This window comes from Shewanella xiamenensis (genome assembly GCF_014647135.1).
Taxonomy (GTDB): Bacteria; Pseudomonadota; Gammaproteobacteria; order Enterobacterales; family Shewanellaceae; genus Shewanella; species Shewanella xiamenensis.
In genome coordinates this window covers 1-23,868 of the sequence record NZ_BMOP01000007.1, presented here as the reverse complement: position 1 = coordinate 23,868, position 23,868 = coordinate 1, and the positions used below count along the sequence as shown (strand labels likewise).

The following is a 23,868-nucleotide window of genomic DNA, read 5'->3' as shown; positions in this document are numbered from 1 at the left end:
TTGAACAAAAAGTGCCTTATTTTACCCTTAGCTAGACCATGCCTCTATAGCAAATGCCACATTTATCGCGATTGAAACCAGATAGAAGCTCAATTGCAGTACTCACAACCTACGGTAAGTCCTAGGAGAAGCTGAAGCGTTAGAAAGATTTTAGTGAAGATTGATAAATTATTGTTCATAAACTAAGCGAGTTTGTTATACTCGGGCAGCTGGCGTGGATCATTTAATGATTTCAAGGGAAGTATCATGAAAGGGCGGTTAACACAGTTTTCACACATTTTAGGCTCGGTGACATTTAAGTCGTCGATGATGTTGGCATTTACCGCTGTGGTAGTCGCCTCCCTAGCCTTTGGTGTCGAAAAACTGACCGCAGGAAACGATACCTCCTCCTGCGCTTGCAGTAGTGATACTCGTTACAACAATAGCTTACCTAGCAGCCATCCGAATAACCGTTGTGCCGAACAAGCACAAACCTTGAGTTGGAAGACTTGGCTTACTGGCAAAAATCGCTCTAGCCAGTTCCATTTTGTCGACTTGCTTGAACTGCTCCATGGCCATCAAGATAAACCTATCGATGACATGAAACCTGCCAATTCACAACAGTCCTATTGATGCTAAGCCGGATCTGGCAAGTCTTTCACAGTACGATAGCCGCCTTCTTTGGGGTGCAGTCAGATAAAAATCGCCAAAAAGACTTCCAGACCAATTCACCATTACCGTACATTTTGATGGGAATCGTGTTAGCGATAGCCTTAGTTGCCAGCCTTATTTTGCTGGTTAGCCAAGTCGTTAGCTAAATAAGCAAATAACTCAAACCTTCCGTCATCAGTAATTAGTCATCCTGCGGATCGTAAGTCTCATCGTATAAAGCAATCAACTCGTCAACTTTATTGCGGCCACTACCATTTTGGCTAATGTTGCGTTGCACTTGGATCTTAGCGAGATGCGCGCCGCGATACAGTTCGCGCGTCAGCGGAATATCATGGTTGCTAATCACAACAGGAATGCGCTGTTCAAGAGCCATATGCCGCGAATAACGCGCGAGCAACGCCTGATCATCTAAGCTAAAGCCTGCACCGACATAGGTAGTAAAACTCGCCGTGGAGGATAATGGCGCATAGGGTGGATCACAATAAATCACATCACCAATTCGGATTTGTTCAAAGGCTTTTTCATAGCCAATGCACTTAAATTCGGCGCGTTGCGCTTTCTTTGAAAAGGCCAAGATTTCCTTTTCGGGGAAATAAGGCTTCTTGTAGGAGCCAAAGGGTACATTAAAGCCGCCTTTGCGGTTATAACGGCACAAGCCATTAAAACCATGACGATTGAGGTACAGGAAATAAACCGAACGCAGGAAAGGATCGCGAGATTTATTAAAGTCTGTACGCACGCGATAGTAGGCTTCTTTCTGATTCATCTCATCGACAAATAGCTTCTTAGCAGCCGCAATGTACTCCAAGGGCCTTTCTTTGACTATGTTGTAGAGATTTATCAGGTCTTGATTGATATCGCAGAGTAAATAGCTGGGATAGTCAGTATTTAAAAATACCGAACCTGCGCCAACAAAGGGCTCAACTAAACGTTCACCCGTGGGTAAATAGTTCGAGAGCTCATCCACCAATTTAAATTTTCCGCCAGCCCATTTCAGGAAGGCTCTATGTTTTTTGATCATTTAACTTGATGAATGCCGACAAAAATAAAGGCCATGATTGTACTCTGTTTATTCTGAAATTTCACCGCTTGGAAGCGCATCTTGTAATTGATAACCACCGAGCTCAGCCCATTTTTTTATCATGGGTTGACTCAAACGATATTGTTTGACCAATTCTGCGGCAGACTGTTGCGCCGATTGACTGTCGCTAAACTGTCCCACCAGCACCACCCAAAATTGTTTGTATTTAGCGACTCGAATATCCGGCACAGAATGCAGTTTTTTCAACAGCGACTCGACTGTGTCACGCTGGGAGACTGTAGCTATTTGGATGGTATAACCGGACGTTGGCCGAGTTTTTACATTAGTTATTGATGCAGCCGTGATGTTCTTCGCTGGATGAACGTTATCGTTCTTAGCGATATCTTCATGTAATGTATTGTTACTAGCAGTCACAACATTGTTTTCGGCCTTACTTGTGGCTTCATCAATCGGTTGTGTTATGGCGGACTCATTCTCGGCTGGAGTTTCACCATGAAATCCCGCCAAAGGATCGGCTTGCAGCGCCGCTTGCGATAATAAAGACTGCGCTAACGACTCCTCACGTTGTTTAAAATAGGGCGTTAATATCCGTTGACCATGGGCTAAAAACTCGTCGGAATCCAATGCGGGATAAGTGACCACGTCAAGCACGGGCTCATCGGAAAAGGGTTGAGCCAATCCAAACCAAATCAAAAAGGTAATCAACAAACTGCAAAGTCCAAGCACTGCGACCTTATAGTGCACCCATACTGACTTCTTCTCACTCTGGCCATGTAGCGCCAGTTCCAGCAAGGTAACAACTTCCTGAGGAGTACCCGTTTGTTTTTCAAGTTGTGCGCGAACAATGTCTCTTGGAGTAAATGGATTTTGGTCACTGTATCGCAGCAAGGTTTGATACAGTGCTTCCCGCTCAGGCAAACTTAGCGGTTCAATACTAATAGGCAGGATCTGCCGCCGGAGAGAATCGGGTAATTGTGGCAATAAATCGGCTAAAAATGCTGGAGGAACCGTTAAGGTCACAGCTATCCGCTGTCCCGCACACTGAATTTGATTGAGTATGATGCATTCTGCCCATAGCTCTTTTGAGAGCAAATGAGCATCATCGATGATGATATGTAACGGTTTACTTTGATTTTGAGCTACACGCAGAATGGTTTCAGCTAGGGGGATCTCATCATCAAAAATGGGGGATGACATCAACTGCACTAAAATCTTGCGGCGAATCTCAGCGTTATCGGCATGCATGGGGCAGATAACCAGCGCCGCATTTGAATCATCAAAATCGGTAGCTAATGCAGTGAGCAGCGTTGTCTTGCCCGAACCTTGGCCGCCAACAAGCACCAGCAATTGGTCGCTATAACTGGCAACATGATGCAATCTTTGTATGAGGGCTTCCTGTGAGGGAAGCAAGACTTGCCCCTGAAATGTCACTCATCCACCACACAAGGTTTATGCGCAGCAGATAACCTGTTCTAGGGTAGATTCAGAGACTTGACTAAATACTTCTGCTCGACCAATGGCCGTTGGAAGTACCAGCCGGATCTGACCGCCTAACACTTTCTTATCGCGACGCATATGTTGAATAAAACTGTCGAAATCCATTGATTCCGGCGCTTTTACAGGAAGATCGAAGGCTTGAAACAATTGCACAATACGACGGACAATTGACTCATCAACCAATCCTAAAGACTTAGCGGTTTGAGCAGCAAGGACTGTGCCAGCAGCAACGGCCTCACCGTGCAACCAGTTACCATAGCCCATCTCAGCCTCAATAGCATGACCAAAGGTATGCCCAAGATTCAAAAGCGCGCGCACGCCCTGCTCTGTTTCATCTTGGCTGACCACATCAGCTTTAATTTCGCAGCAGCGGGAAATCACATAGACTAAGGCTTGAGTGTCTAAATTTTTTAGTGCTTGAACATTATCCTCAAGCCATTGAAAAAACTCAGCATCCCACATAATCCCATATTTAATAACTTCCGCCATCCCCGCAGCAAACTCACGCGCCGGCAAGGTCTTTAAACAGTCAGTATCAATAATGACAATTTGTGGCTGATAAAAAGCCCCTATCATATTTTTACCCAAAGGATGATTGACCGCCGTTTTGCCGCCAACCGAAGAATCCACTTGGGATAAAAGCGTTGTAGGGATTTGAATAAAATCGATACCACGTTGATAACATGCCGCGGCAAACCCCGTCATATCACCAATCACCCCTCCACCGAGGGCCACCAACACAGAATCTCGGCCATAATTACGTTGCAGTAAAGCCGAAAAAATAGCATCTAAATGCGTTAAATCTTTAAATTGTTCGCCATCGGGAAGGATGACACTAGATACCTCACCAAACGAAGCCATCGTGTCTTGAACCTGGTTTAGATACAAGGGCGCGACGGTTTCATTGGTGACGATAAGGATACGTTTTTTCAGCAGATAGCGAGACAAAGTCTCGCTATCACTCATCAAACTCTGGCCAATGTAAATGGGGTAACTACGTTCACCTAAATTAACCTGAATTTGTTGTGTCATTCTGCCTAGAAACCTAATTTCTCAACGATTTGATTCGCAACAACCTTTGCACTTTGATCATCAGTTTTAACGATCACATCAGCAATTTCTTCGTACAGAGGGTTACGGATTTCTGCGAGGCTCTCTAATACTTCTCGCGGATCATCTACTTGCAGTAATGGGCGACGCTTGTCTCTTTGAGTTCGCGCAACCTGTTTGTCGATAGTGGTTTCGAGATAAACCACAATACCGCGAGCAGATAAATGATTACGGATATCTTTGCTCTGAACTGAACCACCACCAGTGGCAAGGACAATACCCTGTTTTTCAGACAGATCAGCAATAACCTGAGCCTCACGACGGCGGAAACCTTCTTCGCCTTCTACATCAAACACCCAAGCAATATCAGCGCCAGTGCGTTGCTCAATCTCTTGATCTGAATCGTGGAATTCTAAATGCAGCATTTGCGCCAGATGGCGACCAATTGTGCTTTTACCTGCGCCCATTGGGCCTACCAGAAAAATATTACGTTTTTCAGCCATTTCTTGTACGTCTGAATCTTAATGAAAAGTATGCCTATATCGACTCATGATCAAGCCGACCTACTGTATGTTACCTTGCTCTTATGAGACTTGACCGAGGATTATCTCAGTTTAATGTCTAGTCTGGCAAGTGATGCTCGCTATTTATGGTAAGAATTGTATTTTATAAATAATAAAGCCAGCAAGTGGTGCTGGCTTTATCCGAACGACTACATAGAGTTAGAGTTTCTCATTCACAATTTTAGGTGTTACAAAAATCAATAGCTCTTGGCGCTCATTCTTGTCGGTACTGTTACGGAATAAGAAACCGACCAAAGGAATGTCTCCCAAAATAGGTACCTTGCTAACCCGGCTAATCAAATTCTGCTGGTAGATACCACCTAATACAATGGTTTCGCCATTGTCGACAAGTACTTGAGTACCAATACGCTGTGTATCAATCGCTACTGCTGGACCTGTCGGCGTATCCACCGTTTTGCCCTGTGAGTCCTGTGTAATCTCAAGATCCAGAATCACACGATTGTCCGGTGTAATTTGTGGTGTCACCCTTAGTGACAACACCGCCTTTTTAAAGGTCACCGAGGTCGCACCGCTTGACGTGGATTGTACGTAGGGAATTTCAACACCCTGCTCAATATACGCCGATTTTTGGTTAGAGGTCGTGATACGAGGGCTCGCGATAATCTCACCTTTGTTTTCTTGCTCTAGTGCACTGAGCTCTAGATCCAAGATAGTACCGTCGGCGAGCTTAGCCACATGGAAGGCGATGCTAGTTGGGTTAGTGACGGCCGCAGGCAAGTTCACATTCAAACGATTATCTAAACTCGGTATCGTACCATTGGCAATATCACCGGCCCCTTCTAGAGAACCAGAGGTCCCTTTATCACCCTGCTGATCAGTAACTCCCCAGCGGATACCCAAATCTTCGGACACGTCATCCTTTACGGTAACCATACGTGATTCAATCAACACTTGGCGGATCGGAATATCAAGCACCTCAACTAAACGATGAATATTTTCGATGATTTCAGCGGTATCTTTGACGAGTACCGTATTGGTGCGCTCATCAACGGCCACAGAACCGCGAGGAGACAATAAACTTGAGTCAGTGCCTTTTAATAGCTCGGCAATGTCGGTCGCTTTGGCATAGTTAATCTGCAGATACTCAGAATAAAGCGGCGCAAGCTCTTTAACTTCCTGTTTACTTTTTAGATTTTGACTTTCGCGAATTGCAAGTTCTTCACTCGGCGCCACCATCAAAATATTACCTTCGATGCGCTTATCGAGTCCTTTGGTTTGCAAAATCAAATCCAGTGCTTGGTCCCAAGGTACATCGTCAAGCCTAAGAGTAATATCTCCCTCAACAGTATCACTGGTCACTAAGTTAAAGTTGTTATAGTCAGCAATAATCTGTAATACGGTACGAACAGAAATATTCTGGAAGTTTAATGAAAGGGTCTTACCGTTATATTTCTTAATATCTTTAGTCGCTACAGTACGTTCAACCTTATTAATCGACAACCTAAAGAGGTTATCTTCCTGCTTATAATTGAACTCATAATTACCCGATACATCAACTATGATGCGAGTCGTTAAGTCATCTTTAAAGGTTTCAAAGTTTTTAACTGGCGTAGAAAAATCCTGTACATCCATCACATACAACAAGTCATTGTTGATGTCAGTGTTGTAAAGCTGAACCTCAAGTTTGGCACCAATTTGCTCAACGTTGGCCGCAACAGAGCGGCTATTTAGGTAGACTAATAAATCGCCACCGCCATTTTCATTACGTCGAAAATCAATATTTTTAATACTATTTACAAATGGGCTATTTGCTGTTGTCTGAGAATTCACAACCTCATCATTAATGGTTAAGCGATAAGAATTACCAACTACGCTACCTTGATAAGGTTTGACTTTGGATAAACCTAAAGTCACCGTCAAACGCGCATCTTGCTGCGAGGTCACTAGATCTTTAACACCGACCTGATTAATCGGTAAGCGATCTTTAGAAAGACCAGAAATACTATCATCAAAGGTCAATACCAGCTCAGCAGGCGATGCATTTGAATCAATTTGTGGAGCCGAAATCGCATCCTCAAATATTAACTCGACCTCTAACTGATGATCGACTAAAGCATGGTATTTCACATCCATTAGCCGATTTGCCGCAAAGCTCGATGGCAAAAATCCAAATAGTAATGCGATCCCAATAACAGACTTAACTAAGCCTGAAGATAAAAACGATAACGGGATTTTTATCGCGGCAGAAGATTTCATTGTTCCCTCATCCTTCGCTTGTTATTTTCCAGAAAGTTCGATGTTGTTTGTGCGCTCTGACCAACAACCCGTACCATCTGGAATTAATTCTACAACTTCCACATTCTGTGGAGTCACTTTCGCTATACGTCCGTTAAACAACCCTAGATACTCACCCACGCCCATCCGATATACACTGCCATCATTCGTTTCAATCAGCGCCCAAGTTACATTAGCTTCACTTAACGTACCGCGCATTTTTAGGTTGTCTAAAGCATAAGTTTCTAAACGGCCCTTACGACGTTTTAAATCCGGTTGTAAGCAGTTTTTACTGGTATCAACGACTTCTTCGGTTAATTCGCGAGAAGGCGGAACAAAGGGACTACGCATTAACTCAGCCTGGTAGGCAAAATGCTCAAACTTAGGCGGTTCTTTTAAGGGTGGAATATGCGCCACATGCTGTGCTTTAGTTGTAGTAACAAATAGCTCTAAATCACTACGATCGCCAACACACCCCATTAAAAAAAGACTTATCCCTAACAGAGGTAAGAGTTTCATTATTTCTTCCCCTTGTTAGCAGGCTTTTCGGGGGGTAACTCTGCCCCTTCTTTAAAGCGATAGGTTTTAGCAAGAATGTCCATGGTTAAAGTACCGCTATCATCACGTTTGATCGTAAAATCATGCAAACTAACAATACGAGGTAACTTAGCAACGCCACTCACCATATTGCCAATCTGGTGATAATCACCAGTGACAGACATCTTAATTGGAAATTCGATATAAAAATCTCGCTGAATTTCAGCTTCCCAATTTAAACTTTTAATCCGTAAACCAGCATCCGTTGCTGCAAAGGTTAAGTCATCAAGCAAACCGGGCATCTCGTTTTCTGAAGGTAACATTTTCAGCAATTCGGCAAATTGCCCTTCCATTACGGCAAGTTGTTCACGATAGAGCTTTAAATTAGCGGCCAGTTGATATTTGTTTTGAAAATCTTCTCTTAGCTGTAACTCTTTGTTTTGTTCATTATTAATCACATCAATTGCATCAGACAACACCACAAAATATCCCGCTGCAAATACGCAAAGAGCTAGCAAAATAGCGAAAAATACTTTTACTTGTTTTGGCCAACTTCCGATATTTTCAAAATCGATATCATTAAACTGACTGAGATCGAGCTTCATTTACTCGCTCCTTTTGCCGCTTTTACGGGCTCTTCAGCAATGGCTCCTTTGATACTCACCCTTAAACTAAAGCTCTGCAATTGTCTTAACTCATCATCTTGGGTAACGATCGATTGCATATTGGGATCGGTTAACCACTCAGACGCTTTTACCTTACGCATCATATTTGCTACGTTATTATTCGACTCACTGCGACCTTCAATGAGCAACAAACTGCCTTTTTTCTCAAGACTCGATAGATAAATTCCTGGCGGAACAATACGCACTAGCTCGTCTAATACGTGTGTCGGCAAATTACGGGATTGCTGAAGGTTTAAAATAATTTCTGTTCGACGCTCAATATCTTTTTTACGTTCTGTGATCTTTTTAATCTCGGCAATTTGAGCATCGAGTTGCTGAATTTCTGACTGTAAATAAGCATTTCTTGCTCGCTGCTCATCAGTCATCATTTCGAGTAAAGCCAGCGCAGCATAGACTAAGATTGCTGACCCCAAAAATACCGCAGCCAATATGCCGATATAATCGCGTTTCTGCTTTTCTCTCGCTTCTTCACGCCAAGGAAGCAGGTTTATGTTCGCCATTGACCGTAGCTCCTCAGGGCTAAGCCACAAGCAACCATATATTTGCTAATGCTAGGTTGCAGTATATTTTTAACGGATTCATCCGCGTGCAGGCATCCTTGGAAAGGGTCGGCAATTATGGTGTGAACACCTAACTCATTGGTCAATAAGTTAGCCATGCCTTCCAGTTTAGATGTGCCACCACATAAGACGAGATAGTCGACTTTATCTTTGCCGCTTGAAGTACAATAAATTTGCAGCGTTCGCTTAATTTGCTGCAGTAATTGCGTTTGGAAGGGAGATAACACTTCAAACATATAATTACGCGGTAAATCACCCTCGATTTTTGCTTTTTCTGCCTGCTCATAAGACATGCCATAAAAAGAGAGAATCGACTGAGTAAATAACTCACCACCAAAGGCTTGTTCACGGATAAATGTAGTTTCGCCAGACTCGACAACGCAGAAAGTAGTCATATTCGCGCCGATATCGACCATGGCAACTGCTTTCTGGCGAGCCCCTTCAGGTAATTGGCCTAGGACTAACTCAACCGCTCGACCTAAGGCATAGCCTTCAACGTCAACGACTTTAGTCTCTAGCTCGACTTCATCAAGCGCATCAACTCTGGCATCGATATTGTCAGTACGGCAAGCACTGAGTAATACATCGACCTTAGAAGGATCGGTACTGTTGACGTTTAAGGTTTCAAAATCAATGCTGACTTCATCAAGGGAATAGGGGATTAAGTTATCAGCCTCAATCTCAATTTGCGCTTCCATTTCCTCTTCGCTAAGCGAGGCATCCATGTAGATGACCTTAGTCATTACAGCAGAACCAGAAACCGCAACCGCAGCATATTTAACCGATTTAGGCAAAGCACGCTTTACCTGTTTGAGGCATTCAACAACGGCATCGGTATCACGAATATCATGATCGTTAATAGCACCCTTTTTTACGGGAACCGCTACGTGACTTAATATTTTGTATCCATCAGCAGTCTTACTCAGCAAAATGGCCTTTACTTCATGGGAACCAATATCAATTCCGACCATTTGCGGAGCCTGACGCTTCCATAAATTTGAAAGCATAATCCGTTGTCACTTTATTATTTATATTTCAGTATGAGAGATTAGCACAAAATCAACCCGTTATACGTATTTGTATAGAATGTTTCAAGATTTTACAAACGCTATTTTAGGGCCGTCACGTTTTTGCTTCACCCAAACGTTCGCGCCTTATATACTGTCGCACTTAACTGAACATTAGGATCAATTTAGGTGAAGTGGTTAAAACGTATTGTTATAGCTCTATTCAGTCTAGCCCTTTTGGGCGTAGGCGCCATTGTTGCAGCATACTTTTATGTTTTGCCGGATCTGCCGGATGTTTCGACACTAAAAAATGTGCAATTACAAACACCTTTGCGCATTTACAGTAGTGATGGCAAACTCATATCTCAGTTTGGTGAAAAACGACGTATTCCCTTAAAACTGGAAGAAGTCCCTAAACCGCTGTTACAAGCCTTCCTTGCCACCGAAGATGCGCGCTTTTATGAGCATGGTGGTATCGATCCTGTCGGGGTAATCCGCGCAGCAATCGTCATGTTAACAACCGGCGAAAAAAAGCAAGGAGCAAGTACTATCACCATGCAGGTGGCACGTAACTTCTTCCTAACCCGCGACAAAACCATTATTCGTAAGGTGAAGGAAATTTTTATTTCCTACCATATCGAGCAATTGTTAACGAAAGATGAGATTTTAGAGCTGTACGTTAACCGTATCTATTTAGGCCAAAGAGCCTATGGCGTTGGCGCAGCCGCTCAAGTGTATTTTGGCAAAAACGTCCAAGATCTGACTCTGTCTGAAATGAGTATGATTGCTGGCTTGCCAAAGGCCCCCTCAACGCTTAACCCCATTACTTCACCTTCCCGTGCTCTCGCTCGTCGCAACGTGGTGTTGATGCGGATGAATGAAGTGGGGTATATCAGCAAAACGGAGTACCAAACCGCACTCCAGGAGCCACTCGTAGCCAAATATCATGGTGCCGAAATCGATCTCTACGCTCCGTATATTTCTGAAATGGCCCGGGATTATATGGTGCAAAAATATGGTGAAGAAGAAGCCTATACCAATGGCTATAACGTCTACACCACGATTTCATCCGATCTCCAGCTGTTAGCGCAGCAAGCATTACGCAATAATGTTTATGCCTATGATGAACGTCATGGCTACCGCGGTCCTGCTGCTGTTTTGTGGACAGGCGCTAAGCCTGATAATGCACAAATCAAAGCTGAACTGGCTAAAGTCACACCCGTCCAAGAGTTACAACCTGCCGCGGTATTAAGCATTGATGGACAGCAAGCCAGTGTATTAACCGCTAAAGGTGAAACCAAAGTCATCAAATGGGATGGCTTGAAATGGGCGCGTAAATTTATTAACGATAAACGCCAAGGTGCGGTACCTAAATCGGCTTCAGACATGCTGACAGTAGGCGAACGTATTTGGATCCGAGACAATGGCCAGTACTTACAATTATCGCAAGTCCCCGAAGTAGCGAGTGCCACAGTGTCACTCGATCCGGAAAATGGCGCTATCCGTACTTTAGTAGGTGGTTACAGCTTTAGCCAAAGCCAATACAACCGGGTGACTCAGGCTAAACGCCAATTAGGTTCGAATATTAAACCTTTCATCTATGCTGCGGCATTAGAAAAAGGCTTTACGCTCGCGACTCTGATTAACAACGCACCGATTAATAAACCCGATATTAGCCAAGGTACTGCGTGGCGGCCGAAAAACTCACCCGATATCTATGGTGGCCCAACGCGTTTACGTGTGGGCTTAGCGCAATCGATCAACGTCATGTCTGTTCGTGCCATGCGCCATATTGGTTTAGATGCAGCTATTGCCGAGTTAACTAAGTTCGGTTTTGACCCTAACGACTTACCACGCAACGAGTCCTTAGCACTGGGTTCACCTTCGGTAACGCCCTTACAAGTCGCAGCGGCTTTCAACGTGTTTGCAAATGGTGGCTTCTTGGTTGAACCTTTCTATATCGAACGAGTAGAAGACTCCTTCGGTAATGTAATTGAAAAAGCCAATCCAACCTTAGCTTGTAAGCCAAGTGGTAATCTAACCCAACCGAGTAGCGACCCAATGGGCTTTAGTGAGCCAACGGCGCAAACCGATGAGCCAATTGCCCATTGCTTTGAACAAACTGGCCGTTACGCACCGCAAATTATCTCCGAACAAACGGCATTCCTGATCACCGAAGCGCTGAAGAGCGTGATCTGGGGTGGCGGCGATTGGAGTAAAGGCACAGGTTGGCAAGGTACTGCTTGGCGTGCGGCGCAATTAATTAAACGCCATGATATTGCAGGTAAAACGGGGACAACCAACGAATCTCGTGATACGTGGTTCAGTGGTTTTGGCCCAACGCTGACGAGCACCTTCTGGGTGGGATTTGACGATCATGGTCGCCAGTTAGGTAGAACCGCTTGGAACGCTAATGGTGAAAAAGATCAAATCACCGGGACCGAAGCCGGTGCTAAGACCGCAGGGCCTGGCTGGAACGAATTTATGAATAACGTGCTTAAAGGCGTCCCAGAAACCACGGCGATTCCACCAGAAGGAATAGTCTCGGTGCGGATCGACCTTGCAACAGGCAAGCTCACTCGTAAAACTGATTACACCAGTGATTTTGAATACTTTATCTCGGGCACTGAACCGAAGGAATATATCAGTGAAAGCCAAGATGAAAATAATCTCTTCATCGATGCGCCAGCGGATGACTTGTTCCAATAGCCGTAAATAGCAATAAAAAAACGCGACCTTGAGTCGCGTTTTTTATTGCTCACCTAAGATTAACCTACTTTGCATTAACCCGCTTTTTTAGCCGCAATCGCTTGCTTAACTTGAGTCAACGCTGTGCCGCCGAGGACATCACGTTTTGCCAAACAGGCTTCGATGGTAAGGTTGGGATACACATCATCTTCGATGATATCGGCAAAGGTTTTAAACTCGGCCAGCGTAAAACCTTCTAACGGGATCTTCTTAGCGATCGCCGCAACCACGGCCACACCGACGACATGGTGCGCTTCACGGAACGGCATGCCCTTAGACACCAGATAATCCGCCAATTCGGTCGCGTTGGCATAACCTTGCTGCGCGGCTAACAGCGCATTCGGGCGATTCACCACTAAGCCAGATAATACCAGCGCCGCCATATCTAAGCAGATTGCCCAGCTGTCGACCACGTCGAACAAGCCTTCTTTGTCTTCCTGCATGTCTTTGTTGTAGGCCAGAGGCAGGGCTTTCATGGTGGTGAGAATACCCACTAAACTGCCGTACACACGACCCGTTTTACCGCGGATCAGCTCCAGCGCATCGGGGTTTTTCTTTTGTGGCATCAAGGACGAGCCTGAGGTCACTTCATCACTCAAGGAGATAAAGCCCGCTTCACCCGTATTGAAGAAAATCAAATCTTCGGCCATGCGGCTTAGGTGCATCATGCTGATTGAGGCGGCTCCGCACAGCTCAACCACATGGTCGCGATCCGACACGCTATCCAAACTGTTTAAGGTTGGCGAAGCAAAGTTCAGTGCTGCTGCAAGCGCATATCTATCCATTTGATAGGCTGTGCCCGCCAATGCACCCGAACCGAGCGGACAGGTATTGGCGCGCTTTAAGGCATCGGTTAAGCGGCTAAGATCACGCTCAATCATTTCCACATAGGCTAAACACCAATGGCCGAAGGTCACAGGTTGAGCACGTTGCAAGTGAGTATAGCCTGGCATTACAGCATCAAATTCACGCTCCGCGAGCGCGATAAGCTCGCTGCGTAAGGTTTGTAGGCGAGCCACTAATGCCGCACCTTCGGATTGGCACCAGAGTTTTAAGTCGGTAGCGACTTGGTCGTTACGGCTACGGCCCGTATGGAGTTTTTTTCCCAGATCGCCGACTTTGGCGATCAACGCAGATTCCACGAAACTGTGAATATCTTCCGCGCCCGAGGCGAGAATAATCGCAGGATCGCCCTTCACTTCCACCAGCAGCTCGTTCAACGCTTTCTTCAAGTCACTGCATTCAGTGGCAGTGATAATGCCAACGCTAGCAATTGCATCGGCCCAAGCGATAGAGCCAACTACATCCTGCTCAAACAAACGATAATCCACCGGCAGTGAATCGTTGAATAATTTAAATAGCGCGCTGGTTTCGCCCTGAAATCTTCCACCCCATAAAGCCATGCTCAATCCCCTCGGTCACTGCTTTGAATACGTTAAAGCTATTAAAACTTAAGATATAAAAAAGGGCGCTAGGCGCCCTTTAAGTCTGCCTATTACTTAGCGTTGAGCGCGCGGATGCGGCTCGCTAACGAGTACAGACGGATAAAGCCTTCAGCATGTTTTTGGTCGTACACTTGATCTTCACCGAAGGTCGCAAACGCTTCAGAGTACAAGCTGTTTGGCGAACGTTTCTTAACGGCAATCGCGTGACCTTTGTAGAGTTTAACCACAACTTCACCGTTGACAGACTCGGCTAAGGACTCAGATGCCGCCAGCAGCGACTTACACAGAGGTGTAAACCAACGACCGTCGTACACTAAGTGTGCCATTTGGGCACCCACTTGCTCGCGCCAAGTACGGCTGGTTTTATCCAGCACTAACTCTTCAATCGCGCGCAGTGCGGCAAACATCACAGTGCCGCCTGGGGTTTCGTAGCAACCACGGGACTTCATGCCCACTAAACGGTTTTCAGTGATGTCGATACGACCCACGCCATGTGGTGCAGCGATGGTGTTCAGCTTCATCAGTGCAGCGTAAGGCGTTAATGCTTCACCGTTTACTTTAGTCACACGACCATTTTCGACTTCAAGTGACACATATTCTGCTTCGTTTGGCGCATCTTCCGGATCGGCAGTCAGCGTCCACACACCTTTGCTTGGCTCGTTCCATGGATCTTCCAACTCGCCACCTTCGTGGGAAATGTGGAATGCGTTGGCATCACGGCTGTAGATCTTAGTGGCAGAAGCCGACGTCTTAATATTACGCTCAGCTAAGTAAGCCAGCAGATCTTCACGGCTCTGCATGGTCCATTCACGCCATGGTGCAATCACTTTTAAATCAGGCGCTAATGCCGCAAAGCAACCTTCGAAACGCACTTGGTCGTTACCCTTACCGGTACAACCGTGGCACAGGGCATCGGCACCCACTTTACGCGCCACTTCAACCTGCGCCTTCGCGATGATTGGACGCGCCATTGAAGTACCTAACAAGTAAGTCCCTTCGTAAATCGCCCCCGTTGCCATGGTTGGGTAGATGTAATCTTTAACGAATTCTTCTTTCAGATCGACGATATGGCATTCAGACGCGCCTGAGGCTAATGCCTTTTCAGTCAGACCCACTAACTCTTCTTCACCCTGACCAACGTCAGCGCAAAAGGCGATGATTTCACAGTTGTCGTAGGTTTCTTTTAACCAAGGAATAATGGCCGAAGTATCTAGACCACCCGAATAGGCTAAAACGACTTTTTTCACGCCAGTATTTTTGTTCTCGATAGACATCTTAAATTCCTATAACTCGTTTCTCACCTTGGAGAAAGTAGGCTGCTAAACAGGGTTAAATTAACTAAATAGGGTTACCAGTACTGCATTTTGGGCGTGCATCCGATTCTCAGCTTGTTGCAGGATCAAGGAGCCTTCGCCATCCATCACTTCATCGGTCACTTCAACACCGCGGTGAGCGGGTAAACAGTGCATAAAGAAGTGAGCACCCGCTTTCGCCATCAAGGCCTTATTAACCTGATAAGGTGCAAACTTATCCTTAATTTCCGCTAACGGTGTTGGATCTCCCATGGAAATCCAAGTATCAGTATAGATAGCATCGTGACCTTCAATCGCATCAATATCTGAAGTCAGTACAACCTTGCCGCCATATCGGCTCGCGAGCTCTTGCACTTCGGCCACAACGTAGCCATCAGGAAAGTGACCCGCAGGGCAGATCACTGTCATGGTGGCACCGAGAATGGCCGCGCAATACATCAATGAGTTAGTAACGTTATTACCATCACCCACATACGCTAACTTAGCATCACTGATATTTTCAAAATGCTCGGCCAAGGTTAAAAAATCGGCTAAAGCTTGGCAAGGATGGTATAAATCCGAAAGTGCATTAATCACGGGCACACTACCAAACTCAGCTAATTGTTCGATAGTCGTGTGGGAGAACGTTCTCGCCACAATGGCATCGGCCCAACAGGACAGGTTAGAAGCAAAGTCAGCGACCGATTCCCGCTTACCTAAGGCACCATTTTGCTGGTCTAGGTATAAACAGTGGCCGCCAAGCTTGTTAATACCGATATCGAAGCTAACACGAGTACGCAGAGATGGCTTTTCAAATAACATCACCACACTCTTACCATCCAGTGCATGACGATATTCTGCGGGATTCGCTTTAATCGTCTTGGCTAAGGTAATCAGATCCAGCAACTGCTGCTGGGTTAACTCTTTTATCGATAGTAAATGCTTCATAACCTACTCCGCTTATGGTTGGATTTGTGTGCCCACGGCCTCACCTTTTGCTAATGCGACTAATTGGCTTGCATCACGCCATGAGGCCACTTGAACCGCCTGCCCCATCCACTGCGCCACTTCGAGCGCAGCTTCAACTTTTACTTTCATTCCCTTTTCGATCACGCCTTGCTTAACCAACTCGGCAATCTGCTTACCATTCAGTGAAGGGATTAATTGACCTTTACCATCGAGCACGCCAGACACATCCGATAACAGCACCAACTTGCCACCGACCAACTTAGCTAATACCGTCGCCGCTTGGTCGGCGTTCACGTTTAGCATTTGGCCATCGTCCATCATGGCAATTGAGCTACAAATCGGCATCCAGCCTTGGGACAGAATAAACTTGAGGTAAGTCGCGTCCTTAGGAGAAACCTCGCCCACTAACCCTAAACGCTCATCTTTAATCTTGGCCGATACCGTGTTGCCATCGGCTAAGCTCATGCCCACACTCACAATCCCAGCTTTTGTCGCTGCGCCTTGGAGGATCTTGTTTGATGTTCCGGCCAGTGCACCGGCAATGATCGGCATTTGCTCCGGCGGGGTCACCCGCAGGCCTTCTAACTTGACGGTTTCCATGCCGTTTGCGGCTAATTGCTCATCGACCAAACAGCCACCACCATGCACCATCAGCACCTGCTGACCATTTGCGATCATTGCTGCGGCGGTATCCATTAAACGCGCCATCCCCATTTCACACTGCAGCAGGGCGCCGCCGACTTTAAGAACTAATACTGAGTTGTTGGTAGACATCTTGACGACTCTCTTAAATAAGGATGAACGGTTAAAGGTTAAAGTGAATCTTTATGCATTGCAGGGCTTGGCTCGCCGCGCCTTTCATCAAATTGTCGATGGCACTGGCAACCACTAAGTAGCCACTGTTCTCATCAAACTTCCAACCTAAGTGGCAATTCGGAGTCAGCACTACATCATCTACTTTCGGGAACTGGTTCTGTTTCACCGTCACCAGCGGAGCTTGGTCATACACACTGTATGCCGCAGCCACATCGGCGGTGGTGGTGCCCGGTTTTAGCTGTACCGTGATGGTTGCTAAAATGCCGCGCTTGAAGTTGCCAAGGTGCGGCGTGAAGATCACCTCTTGCCCCAATTGAGTGGCAATTTCGGGTTGATGTCTGTGACCTAATACGCCGTAGGGTGTGAGGCTCACTTCGCAAAAACTGGTATGCAACTGTGCCTTACGACCCGCGCCCGTCACACCACTAACCGCATTGATCACTGGATAGGCTGACGTCAGTAAATTCTTTAATGGTTTCAAAGCGGTTAATGATGCTGTTGGGTAACAACCTGGCACAGCAATTATTTTAGTAGCGGCGACTTCTTTGGCATTCCACTCGGCAAGACCATAAACAGCCTTGGCTAGCACCTCGGGATATTCGTGCTCAAAACCGTACCACTTAGGGTACTGCGCCACATCACTGAAACGATAAGCACCGCTTAAGTCAAACACGGCTAAACCTTGGTTGTAGAACCAAGCCGCTAAATGCAAACTCACCGAGTGCTCGGTCGCCAACACCACTGCATCCGCCTCGGCGACAATCTTAGCCTTCGCTTCTTCAGTCAATGGTGACAGAGCTAAGTCAATGTGGCTGTAGACAGGGTACAAATCTGCTAAAGCTCTACCTTTATCTAAACTATTTTCAGAGACATACAGGCCTTGAATTGATAATTCAGACTCCGCATGGACTAAAGCAGTGAGTTGTGCACCTGTGTAACCACTGGCGCCGATAATGGCGATATTTTTCATATGTATTTTTATAAACCAAATCAAAGAGACTTAAAGAATAGATGAATAGCGTATACGCAACAGCGCATATCTATGATGACAGGACTATCGTCGTGGGAAATCGTAATGGCTCGTTATTTTATTCACTGACGGCTTAACGCTATACATCATGATATTTACTCTACAGGTCACAAGGGGTGACTCATCTCAACTGCAGGCTAGACTACCACAAAGATCTATTTATGCAATATATGTGAATATATATTTTTATCAAATTTTATCTTTAATCTGCGTTCAAGCACGCTTAGCAAATGACACAATACTTCACTAACTTCTTTATAACTCAGTTATCTATGGATGAAAGACTGAAAAATCAGTCCTTTTTATTAACACCTGATATACATGTACGCAAAGCCAAAATAATGCAGTTCATATTCACTTTGGCTAAACATAATAAAATATTGCGTTAGCTCGCATTTATATTGAATATTCCTCAACAATTATCGTGATTAGTTGCATATAAGATAAGCCAGTCGTATAAGTTATAAGTTCTGCTGTTGACCATTGCCCTCAGTGGTAGGTATTGTGCTAGCGGGCTAATACAAAGCGGATTTTGATGTTTTTCTATTCGGAGTAACTATGGCAGGTAATGTGGCAGACAATGTGACCGACATGTATGCGTCGTTAAGATCAAACGTGAGTATGTTAGGGCAGATCCTTGGCGATACAATGCGCACCCACCTCGGTGATTCTTTCCTCGAGAAGGTTGAGCAAATTCGTAAACTTGCAAAAGATTCCCGCCGTGGCGATGAGGCGGCACGGGAGCAAATGCTAGAACTGCTGACCGCACTCCCCGATGAAGAGTTAGTGCCTTTTGCCAAAGCCTTCAACCAATTCCTCAACCTAGCAAACTTATCCGAACAATTTCATACTATTAGCCGTAACTGTGATGAGCTGGTTTGTGTACCGGATCCGGTCGAACAGTTGCTTGGCCGTATGCTTAATGGCCGTATCGATCAAACCAAGATGTTGGATTGCTTAAAGACGCTTGATATCGACTTAGTCCTCACCGCACATCCAACGGAAATCTCTCGCCGCACACTGATCCAAAAATATGCGGCGATTGTGGATTGCCTCGCCGAGCAAGAAAACGATCAATTATCCGATAGAGAACGTCGCCAAATTAATCTGCGTCTGCGTCAGTTAATCGCCCAAATCTGGCACACCAATGAAATTCGCCGTGAGCGCCCAACGCCAGTGGATGAAGCCCGCTGGGGATTATCGACGATTGAAGAATCTCTCTGGCACGCCGTCCCCGACTTTTTAAGGCAGCTCAACGATCAAGTACAAGAGCGCACTGGCCAGCAATTGCCTATCGATATTGCACCGGTGCGCTTCTCAAGCTGGATGGGTGGTGATCGCGACGGTAACCCCTTTGTGACCGCCAAAGTCACCCAAGAAGTGTTAGACCGTAATCGCCATGCTGCGGCACGTTTATTCCTCAAGGATATAGTGTTGCTAGTGGGTGAACTGTCAATGGAAGAAGCTAATGATGAATTAAAGGCTTATACCAACAATAGCTGCGAACCCTATCGTTTTGTGTTGCGCTCATTAAGACAAAAACTGCGTGACACCATAGATTACTTAAATGCCCGTATTGAGGGCCACAATCCTGAAGTGGATAAGTCGACGCTGATTTGGCAAGAAAGCGATCTTAAAGCGCCGCTAGAGATGCTGTATAAGAGTTTATGTGACTGCGGCATGCGTTTGATTGCTAACGGTTTACTACTCGACATTTTACGCCGCCTCGCTTGTTTTGGTATTCATATGCTTAGGCTCGACATTCGCCAAGACGCCGGCCGTCACTGCGATGTACTTGCAGAATTAACCCGTTATCTAGGTATGGGTGACTTTAATCATTGGGATGAAACCGAAAAACAAGCCTTCTTACTGCGTGAACTCAGTAACCGTCGTCCGCTGATCCCGAGCAACTGGCAACCTTCCGCCGATGTAGCCGAAGTGCTTAACACTTGCCGCTTAATTGCTAAACATCCTGCTAAGGCGTTGGGCTCCTATGTGATCTCGATGGCGAGCAAGCCTTCAGATGTGTTAACCGTATTATTACTGCTCAAAGAAACTGGCTGCACACATCCAATGCGGGTTGTGCCGCTATTTGAAACCTTAAGCGACTTAAATAACGCCGCCGAGTGCATTACCGCACTGCTCGATATCGACTGGTACCGTGGTTATACCAAAGGCATGCAAGAGGTCATGATTGGCTACTCAGACTCAGCCAAAGACGCGGGCGTGATGGCAGCCGCTTGGGCGCAATATCGCGCACAGGAGCAGTTAGTCGCCGTCTGTAAACAGGCTGGCGTTAAGCTGACGCTGTTCCATGGTCGTGGTGGTAGTATTGGTCGTGGCGGCGGCCCTGCTCACAAAGCGATTCTGTCACAACCACCCGGATCTGTTGATGGCCGTATTCGTGTCACCGAGCAAGGTGAGATGATCCGCTTTAAGTTCGGCCTGCCTAAATTGGCGGTGCAAAGCTTAGCCCTGTACACCTCAGCGGTGTTAGAAGCGACTCTGCTTCCGCCGCCCGAGCCTAAGCAGGAATGGCGCAATTGCATGGAGCGAATTGCTCAGGAGTCAGTGAGTGCTTACCGCGGTATTGTCCGTGAAGAGCCGGATTTTGTGCCTTATTTCCGTGCAGCCACTCCGGAGGTTGAACTGGGCAAATTACCATTAGGCAGTCGCCCAGCAAAACGCCGTGTCGATGGCGGTATCGAGAGCTTACGTGCCATTCCTTGGATTTTCGCTTGGTCTCAAAACCGCTTAATGTTGCCAGCATGGCTCGGCGCCGGTGAAGCATTACAGGCTGCCTGCGAACGTGGAGAAATGGGTTTGCTACAGGATATGGATCGCGAATGGCCCTTCTTTAGCACGCGGATTTCCATGCTGGAGATGGTGTACGCCAAGGCGGAACCTAACTTAGCGCGTTACTATGAAACCTGTTTAGTTCCGCCCAATCTTCACCACTTAGGCGAAACTTTACGCCAGCGTTTAGATCTCGGCATTAAAGTGGTGCTGGAGCTGACTAAATCGGATACCTTAATGGCGCATACACCGTGGAATCGCGAATCTGTCAAACTGCGCAATCCCTATATCGATCCATTAAACTTCCTGCAGACCGAGTTATTGGCTCGAACTCGCAAGGAAACAACCGAAGCTCCCGCTTCCGAACACGTGCAACTCGCCTTAATGCTGACGATTGCCGGTGTCGCGGCGGGCATGAGAAACACAGGTTAATGAAAAAACTCACGCTTAGCCTTTGCTTGGGATTATCTGTACTGCTTGGCGGCTGCGTCACGCAGTACAGTATCAGCGAGCATGAAATGGAGCAGTATCTCAGCAAAGAGATCCATTTTGAGGTGAAACAAGGTAATCAACTGGTCGGCGCGCAAGTGCGCATTAACGACATCAGTGTCAGACTCGGCGAAAAGCCTGACACTATGAGCGTAAGTGCAACCACTCAGGTGTCCATCACTAACCCTATTTATCCGTTGAAGGCGCAACTTTCAACCACCTTTGAGGCCAAGCCTTGGTATGACAGTGCCACCCACAGCGTCTACCTACGCCAGCTTGAATTAGTGAAAGTCGAGTCAACACCCAAGGATATCGAGAAAGCCATCAGTAGCGCGACACCACAAGTGATGGGCTACTTAAGGCATTTCCTCGAGAATCAGCCCGTTTATGTGCTCGATACGAAGGATAGTAACCAAGCGCTGATGGCCAAGATGACCGAGAGCATTCAAGTCGTCCCAGGCAAATTAGTCCTTAAGTTCACTAAATAACGGCTTGCGTTGCAAACCATTCGCCATAAAAAAATGCTCCCTCGGGAGCATTTTTGTTAGTCAAGCTAGACTGACTAAAACCCGTAAGTATCCAAAGAGTTACTTGCTGAAACGCCCTATCGATTGATAATCCACAATCACAGCTTCGGTGAGTAATTCACGTCTTAACATATCGTAGGCTACCGCCGCACTTAAGCTACGCACTAAATCCCGCGAACGTCGCGGCAGTTTTATCATTTGGCTGTAGACGCCACTGCGGGTTGCCAAGGCAATTGCCACCGTACCAACGGGCTTTTCTTCGGTTCCGCCATCAGGTCCCGCTATCCCACTGGTCGCTAAGGCAAAATCACTGTCTAAAATAGCACGCGCGCCCTTGGCCATTTCTTCAACCGTTGGAATAGAGACTGCGCCGTGATCGTCCAACGTAGCCGGATTAACACCTAATACTCGCACCTTAGACTCATTACTGTAAGTCACTAGACCGTGTTGTAGATAGGAAGAACTGCCCGGGAAGTCGACTAATTGGCTGGTAATCATCCCACCCGTACAAGACTCAGCAACACTCAAGGTCAATCCAGAATTCAGTAACTTCGCATGGATCTCTTCGGCAAGCGTCGCTTTATCTTCGGCGACGACCGCAGTCCCCAGCACCATTTTGATGTGCCCAGTCACCCGTGGCAGCAAAGCAATCGCCTTCTCGCCGCGGGCAAAGATCTTAATCTCAATATGTGGCATTGAGGAGCGATAGCCAATGGTAATTCCCTCAGGCAACTCCAATGGCTCAATTTTGTCGGCAAGGGAAGACTCGCCATGGCCTATGGTCAGCAACTTCTTCAGCGCCACCTTAGCGTCGAGGTCAAACTCTTCACGGATAAAAGGAATAAACTGTTCCTTCACCATATGCTTGAGTTCAAATGGCACGCCAGGGGTGAAGAACAACCAAGCTCGATTCAACTTCACTCTAAATCCACAGGCCGTGCCGACGGGGTTATCCACCATCACCGCAGACTCAGGCAGCATTGCCTGCTTTAAATTACTCACTGGCATCTCGCGATTATTGCGCGTAAACCAATCTTCTAAACGTTGACGCCACTCCCGATTCTCAACCAGAGGCTCGCCTTTAGCCTTAGCCATTGCCTCGGCAGACATATCATCACTGGTCGGCCCCAAGCCGCCATTCACTAAAATCACATCGGCATGCAAACTACGCTCTTGGAAAACCGCAATTAAGTCCTCGAGACGATCCCCGACTGTAACGCGCCTTTGGATCTCAATGCCATGCTCCATCATAGTGCTGGCAAACCAAGCAGCGTTAGTATCAACAATCTGACCCGACAGCACCTCTTCCCCAGTACAAATCATCTCTAACTTCATCATAGATCCTTAGCTACCCCAATAAGTTACTGCATAAGGTAAGTAACCTCTGAAGTAATAGCAAGAGTTGACCTTTGGGAGATATGGTTCAGTAGTGTGAAGAAAATAAGGTAGTCAGTCGCGATTTAGCGCACATCAGGGGTGTGTGAGCGAAAGAGGCTGAAAATTGGAATGAGTGATTTCAAAATCACAATCTAAAGATGGCAAACGCGAAAAACAAAAAAGCCAGCTTATTCAGCTGGCTTCATTGTTTATTTAGGCGCTTGGCGATGAAATGCTATTGTCACCAAGCAAATTCGGTTTTAAACAAGATTCGAGAGCGCACTGCGTGCTGCTAGATTCTAGGAACTAAAATCTGCTCTTATCTTATTTAATAATTCGGAAAGCTGGTTTGAGTTCACAAGTACATGGAGGTACTTGATGTCATAAATGCAGGAGCATTTTATGACCACTTCTTAAGTGTTTCTATTCGTCTAAGTGCTACTTAGCAAAACCCATCTGGGTTGTATGGTTAAGCCTCTCGAGTCATTAGTATCAGTTAGCTCAACGCCTCACAACGCTTACACACCTGACCTATCAACGTCCTAGTCTCG

General features: G+C 46.3%; 20 protein-coding genes and 1 rRNA gene. 5 read left to right on the top strand and 16 right to left on the bottom strand.

All coding sequences use genetic code 11. The annotated features are described in order from the left end of the window. The first annotated feature begins 246 nt into the window (after positions 1 to 246). Complete coding sequence (locus tag IEY09_RS08310; protein ID WP_188870616.1) at positions 247 to 612, top strand: hypothetical protein; 366 nt, start codon at positions 247 to 249, stop codon at positions 610 to 612. Beyond that, positions 612 to 797: a DUF2970 domain-containing protein gene (locus IEY09_RS08305; protein ID WP_037424187.1), complete on the top strand. Its 186-nt coding sequence runs from the start codon at positions 612 to 614 to the stop codon at positions 795 to 797. Before IEY09_RS08310 ends, IEY09_RS08305 begins: the two co-directional genes overlap by 1 nt. Before the next feature lie 35 nt (positions 798 to 832). Here IEY09_RS08305 and IEY09_RS08300 read toward each other — a convergent pair whose 3' ends face one another. The 9 genes from IEY09_RS08300 to IEY09_RS08260 form a co-directional block, all read right to left on the bottom strand. Then, positions 833 to 1,672, bottom strand: a complete 840-nt coding sequence (locus IEY09_RS08300) for a Dam family site-specific DNA-(adenine-N6)-methyltransferase (protein ID WP_037424184.1) — start codon at positions 1,670 to 1,672, stop codon at positions 833 to 835. Positions 1,673 to 1,720: 48 nt separating this feature from the next. Further along, complete coding sequence (locus tag IEY09_RS08295; protein WP_188870614.1) at positions 1,721 to 3,124, bottom strand: AAA family ATPase; 1,404 nt, start codon at positions 3,122 to 3,124, stop codon at positions 1,721 to 1,723. An 18-nt stretch (positions 3,125 to 3,142) separates the two neighbouring features. After that, a complete protein-coding gene (gene aroB, locus IEY09_RS08290; protein WP_188870612.1) occupies positions 3,143 to 4,222 on the bottom strand; it encodes a 3-dehydroquinate synthase in 1,080 nt (359 codons plus the stop codon). Between the two features lie 5 nt (positions 4,223 to 4,227). Continuing rightward, positions 4,228 to 4,743, bottom strand: a complete 516-nt coding sequence (aroK, locus tag IEY09_RS08285) for a shikimate kinase AroK (RefSeq protein WP_037424170.1) — start codon at positions 4,741 to 4,743, stop codon at positions 4,228 to 4,230. A gap of 219 nt (positions 4,744 to 4,962) precedes the next feature. Continuing rightward, positions 4,963 to 7,020: a type IV pilus secretin PilQ gene (locus tag IEY09_RS08280; RefSeq protein ID WP_037425158.1), complete on the bottom strand. Its 2,058-nt coding sequence runs from the start codon at positions 7,018 to 7,020 to the stop codon at positions 4,963 to 4,965. Between the two features lie 21 nt (positions 7,021 to 7,041). Continuing rightward, positions 7,042 to 7,557, bottom strand: coding sequence for a pilus assembly protein PilP (locus IEY09_RS08275; RefSeq protein WP_144345253.1), 516 nt, complete (start codon positions 7,555 to 7,557; stop codon positions 7,042 to 7,044). Continuing rightward, a complete protein-coding gene (locus IEY09_RS08270) occupies positions 7,557 to 8,180 on the bottom strand; it encodes a type IV pilus inner membrane component PilO (protein ID WP_037424160.1) in 624 nt (207 codons plus the stop codon). Before IEY09_RS08270 ends, IEY09_RS08275 begins: the two co-directional genes overlap by 1 nt. Beyond that, a complete protein-coding gene (locus IEY09_RS08265) occupies positions 8,177 to 8,761 on the bottom strand; it encodes a PilN domain-containing protein (protein WP_037425164.1) in 585 nt (194 codons plus the stop codon). Before IEY09_RS08265 ends, IEY09_RS08270 begins: the two co-directional genes overlap by 4 nt. After that, on the bottom strand, positions 8,749 to 9,828 hold the full coding sequence (locus IEY09_RS08260) for a pilus assembly protein PilM (protein ID WP_037424154.1): 1,080 nt from the start codon (positions 9,826 to 9,828) through the stop codon (positions 8,749 to 8,751). The genes IEY09_RS08265 and IEY09_RS08260 overlap by 13 nt, the downstream gene beginning before the upstream one ends. Before the next feature lie 189 nt (positions 9,829 to 10,017). Between IEY09_RS08260 and IEY09_RS08255 the strand changes: the two genes are divergently transcribed. Beyond that, complete coding sequence (locus IEY09_RS08255) at positions 10,018 to 12,537, top strand: penicillin-binding protein 1A (protein WP_188870610.1); 2,520 nt, start codon at positions 10,018 to 10,020, stop codon at positions 12,535 to 12,537. Between the two features lie 74 nt (positions 12,538 to 12,611). Here IEY09_RS08255 and argH read toward each other — a convergent pair whose 3' ends face one another. The 5 genes from argH to argC form a co-directional block, all read right to left on the bottom strand. Continuing rightward, positions 12,612 to 13,979 carry an argininosuccinate lyase gene (gene argH, locus IEY09_RS08250; protein ID WP_144345255.1) on the bottom strand — a complete coding sequence of 456 codons (1,368 nt, stop codon included), beginning with the start codon at positions 13,977 to 13,979 and terminating at the stop codon, positions 12,612 to 12,614. Between the two features lie 92 nt (positions 13,980 to 14,071). Beyond that, positions 14,072 to 15,295: an argininosuccinate synthase gene (locus IEY09_RS08245; protein WP_037431139.1), complete on the bottom strand. Its 1,224-nt coding sequence runs from the start codon at positions 15,293 to 15,295 to the stop codon at positions 14,072 to 14,074. Between the two features lie 60 nt (positions 15,296 to 15,355). Then, entirely contained in the window at positions 15,356 to 16,261 is a 906-nt protein-coding gene (locus IEY09_RS08240; RefSeq protein WP_047536215.1) for an ornithine carbamoyltransferase, read from the bottom strand. 12 nt (positions 16,262 to 16,273) lie between these two features. After that, positions 16,274 to 17,056: an acetylglutamate kinase gene (gene argB, locus IEY09_RS08235; RefSeq protein WP_037424139.1), complete on the bottom strand. Its 783-nt coding sequence runs from the start codon at positions 17,054 to 17,056 to the stop codon at positions 16,274 to 16,276. A 31-nt stretch (positions 17,057 to 17,087) separates the two neighbouring features. Continuing rightward, a complete protein-coding gene (gene argC, locus IEY09_RS08230) occupies positions 17,088 to 18,068 on the bottom strand; it encodes an N-acetyl-gamma-glutamyl-phosphate reductase (RefSeq protein WP_188870608.1) in 981 nt (326 codons plus the stop codon). Between the two features lie 618 nt (positions 18,069 to 18,686). Between argC and ppc the strand changes: the two genes are divergently transcribed. Together ppc and IEY09_RS08220 are read left to right on the top strand one after the other, a co-directional pair. Then, entirely contained in the window at positions 18,687 to 21,356 is a 2,670-nt protein-coding gene (ppc, locus tag IEY09_RS08225) for a phosphoenolpyruvate carboxylase (RefSeq protein ID WP_188870606.1), read from the top strand. Further along, entirely contained in the window at positions 21,356 to 21,901 is a 546-nt protein-coding gene (locus IEY09_RS08220; RefSeq protein ID WP_023266416.1) for a YceB family lipoprotein, read from the top strand. Before ppc ends, IEY09_RS08220 begins: the two co-directional genes overlap by 1 nt. Before the next feature lie 99 nt (positions 21,902 to 22,000). On the opposite strand, the gene IEY09_RS08215 is transcribed toward IEY09_RS08220, so the two are convergent. Further along, positions 22,001 to 23,275, bottom strand: a complete 1,275-nt coding sequence (locus IEY09_RS08215) for a CinA family nicotinamide mononucleotide deamidase-related protein (protein WP_047536205.1) — start codon at positions 23,273 to 23,275, stop codon at positions 22,001 to 22,003. A gap of 507 nt (positions 23,276 to 23,782) precedes the next feature. Further along, positions 23,783 to 23,868: ribosomal RNA gene (locus IEY09_RS08210) — 23S ribosomal RNA — on the bottom strand; the annotation flags it as partial.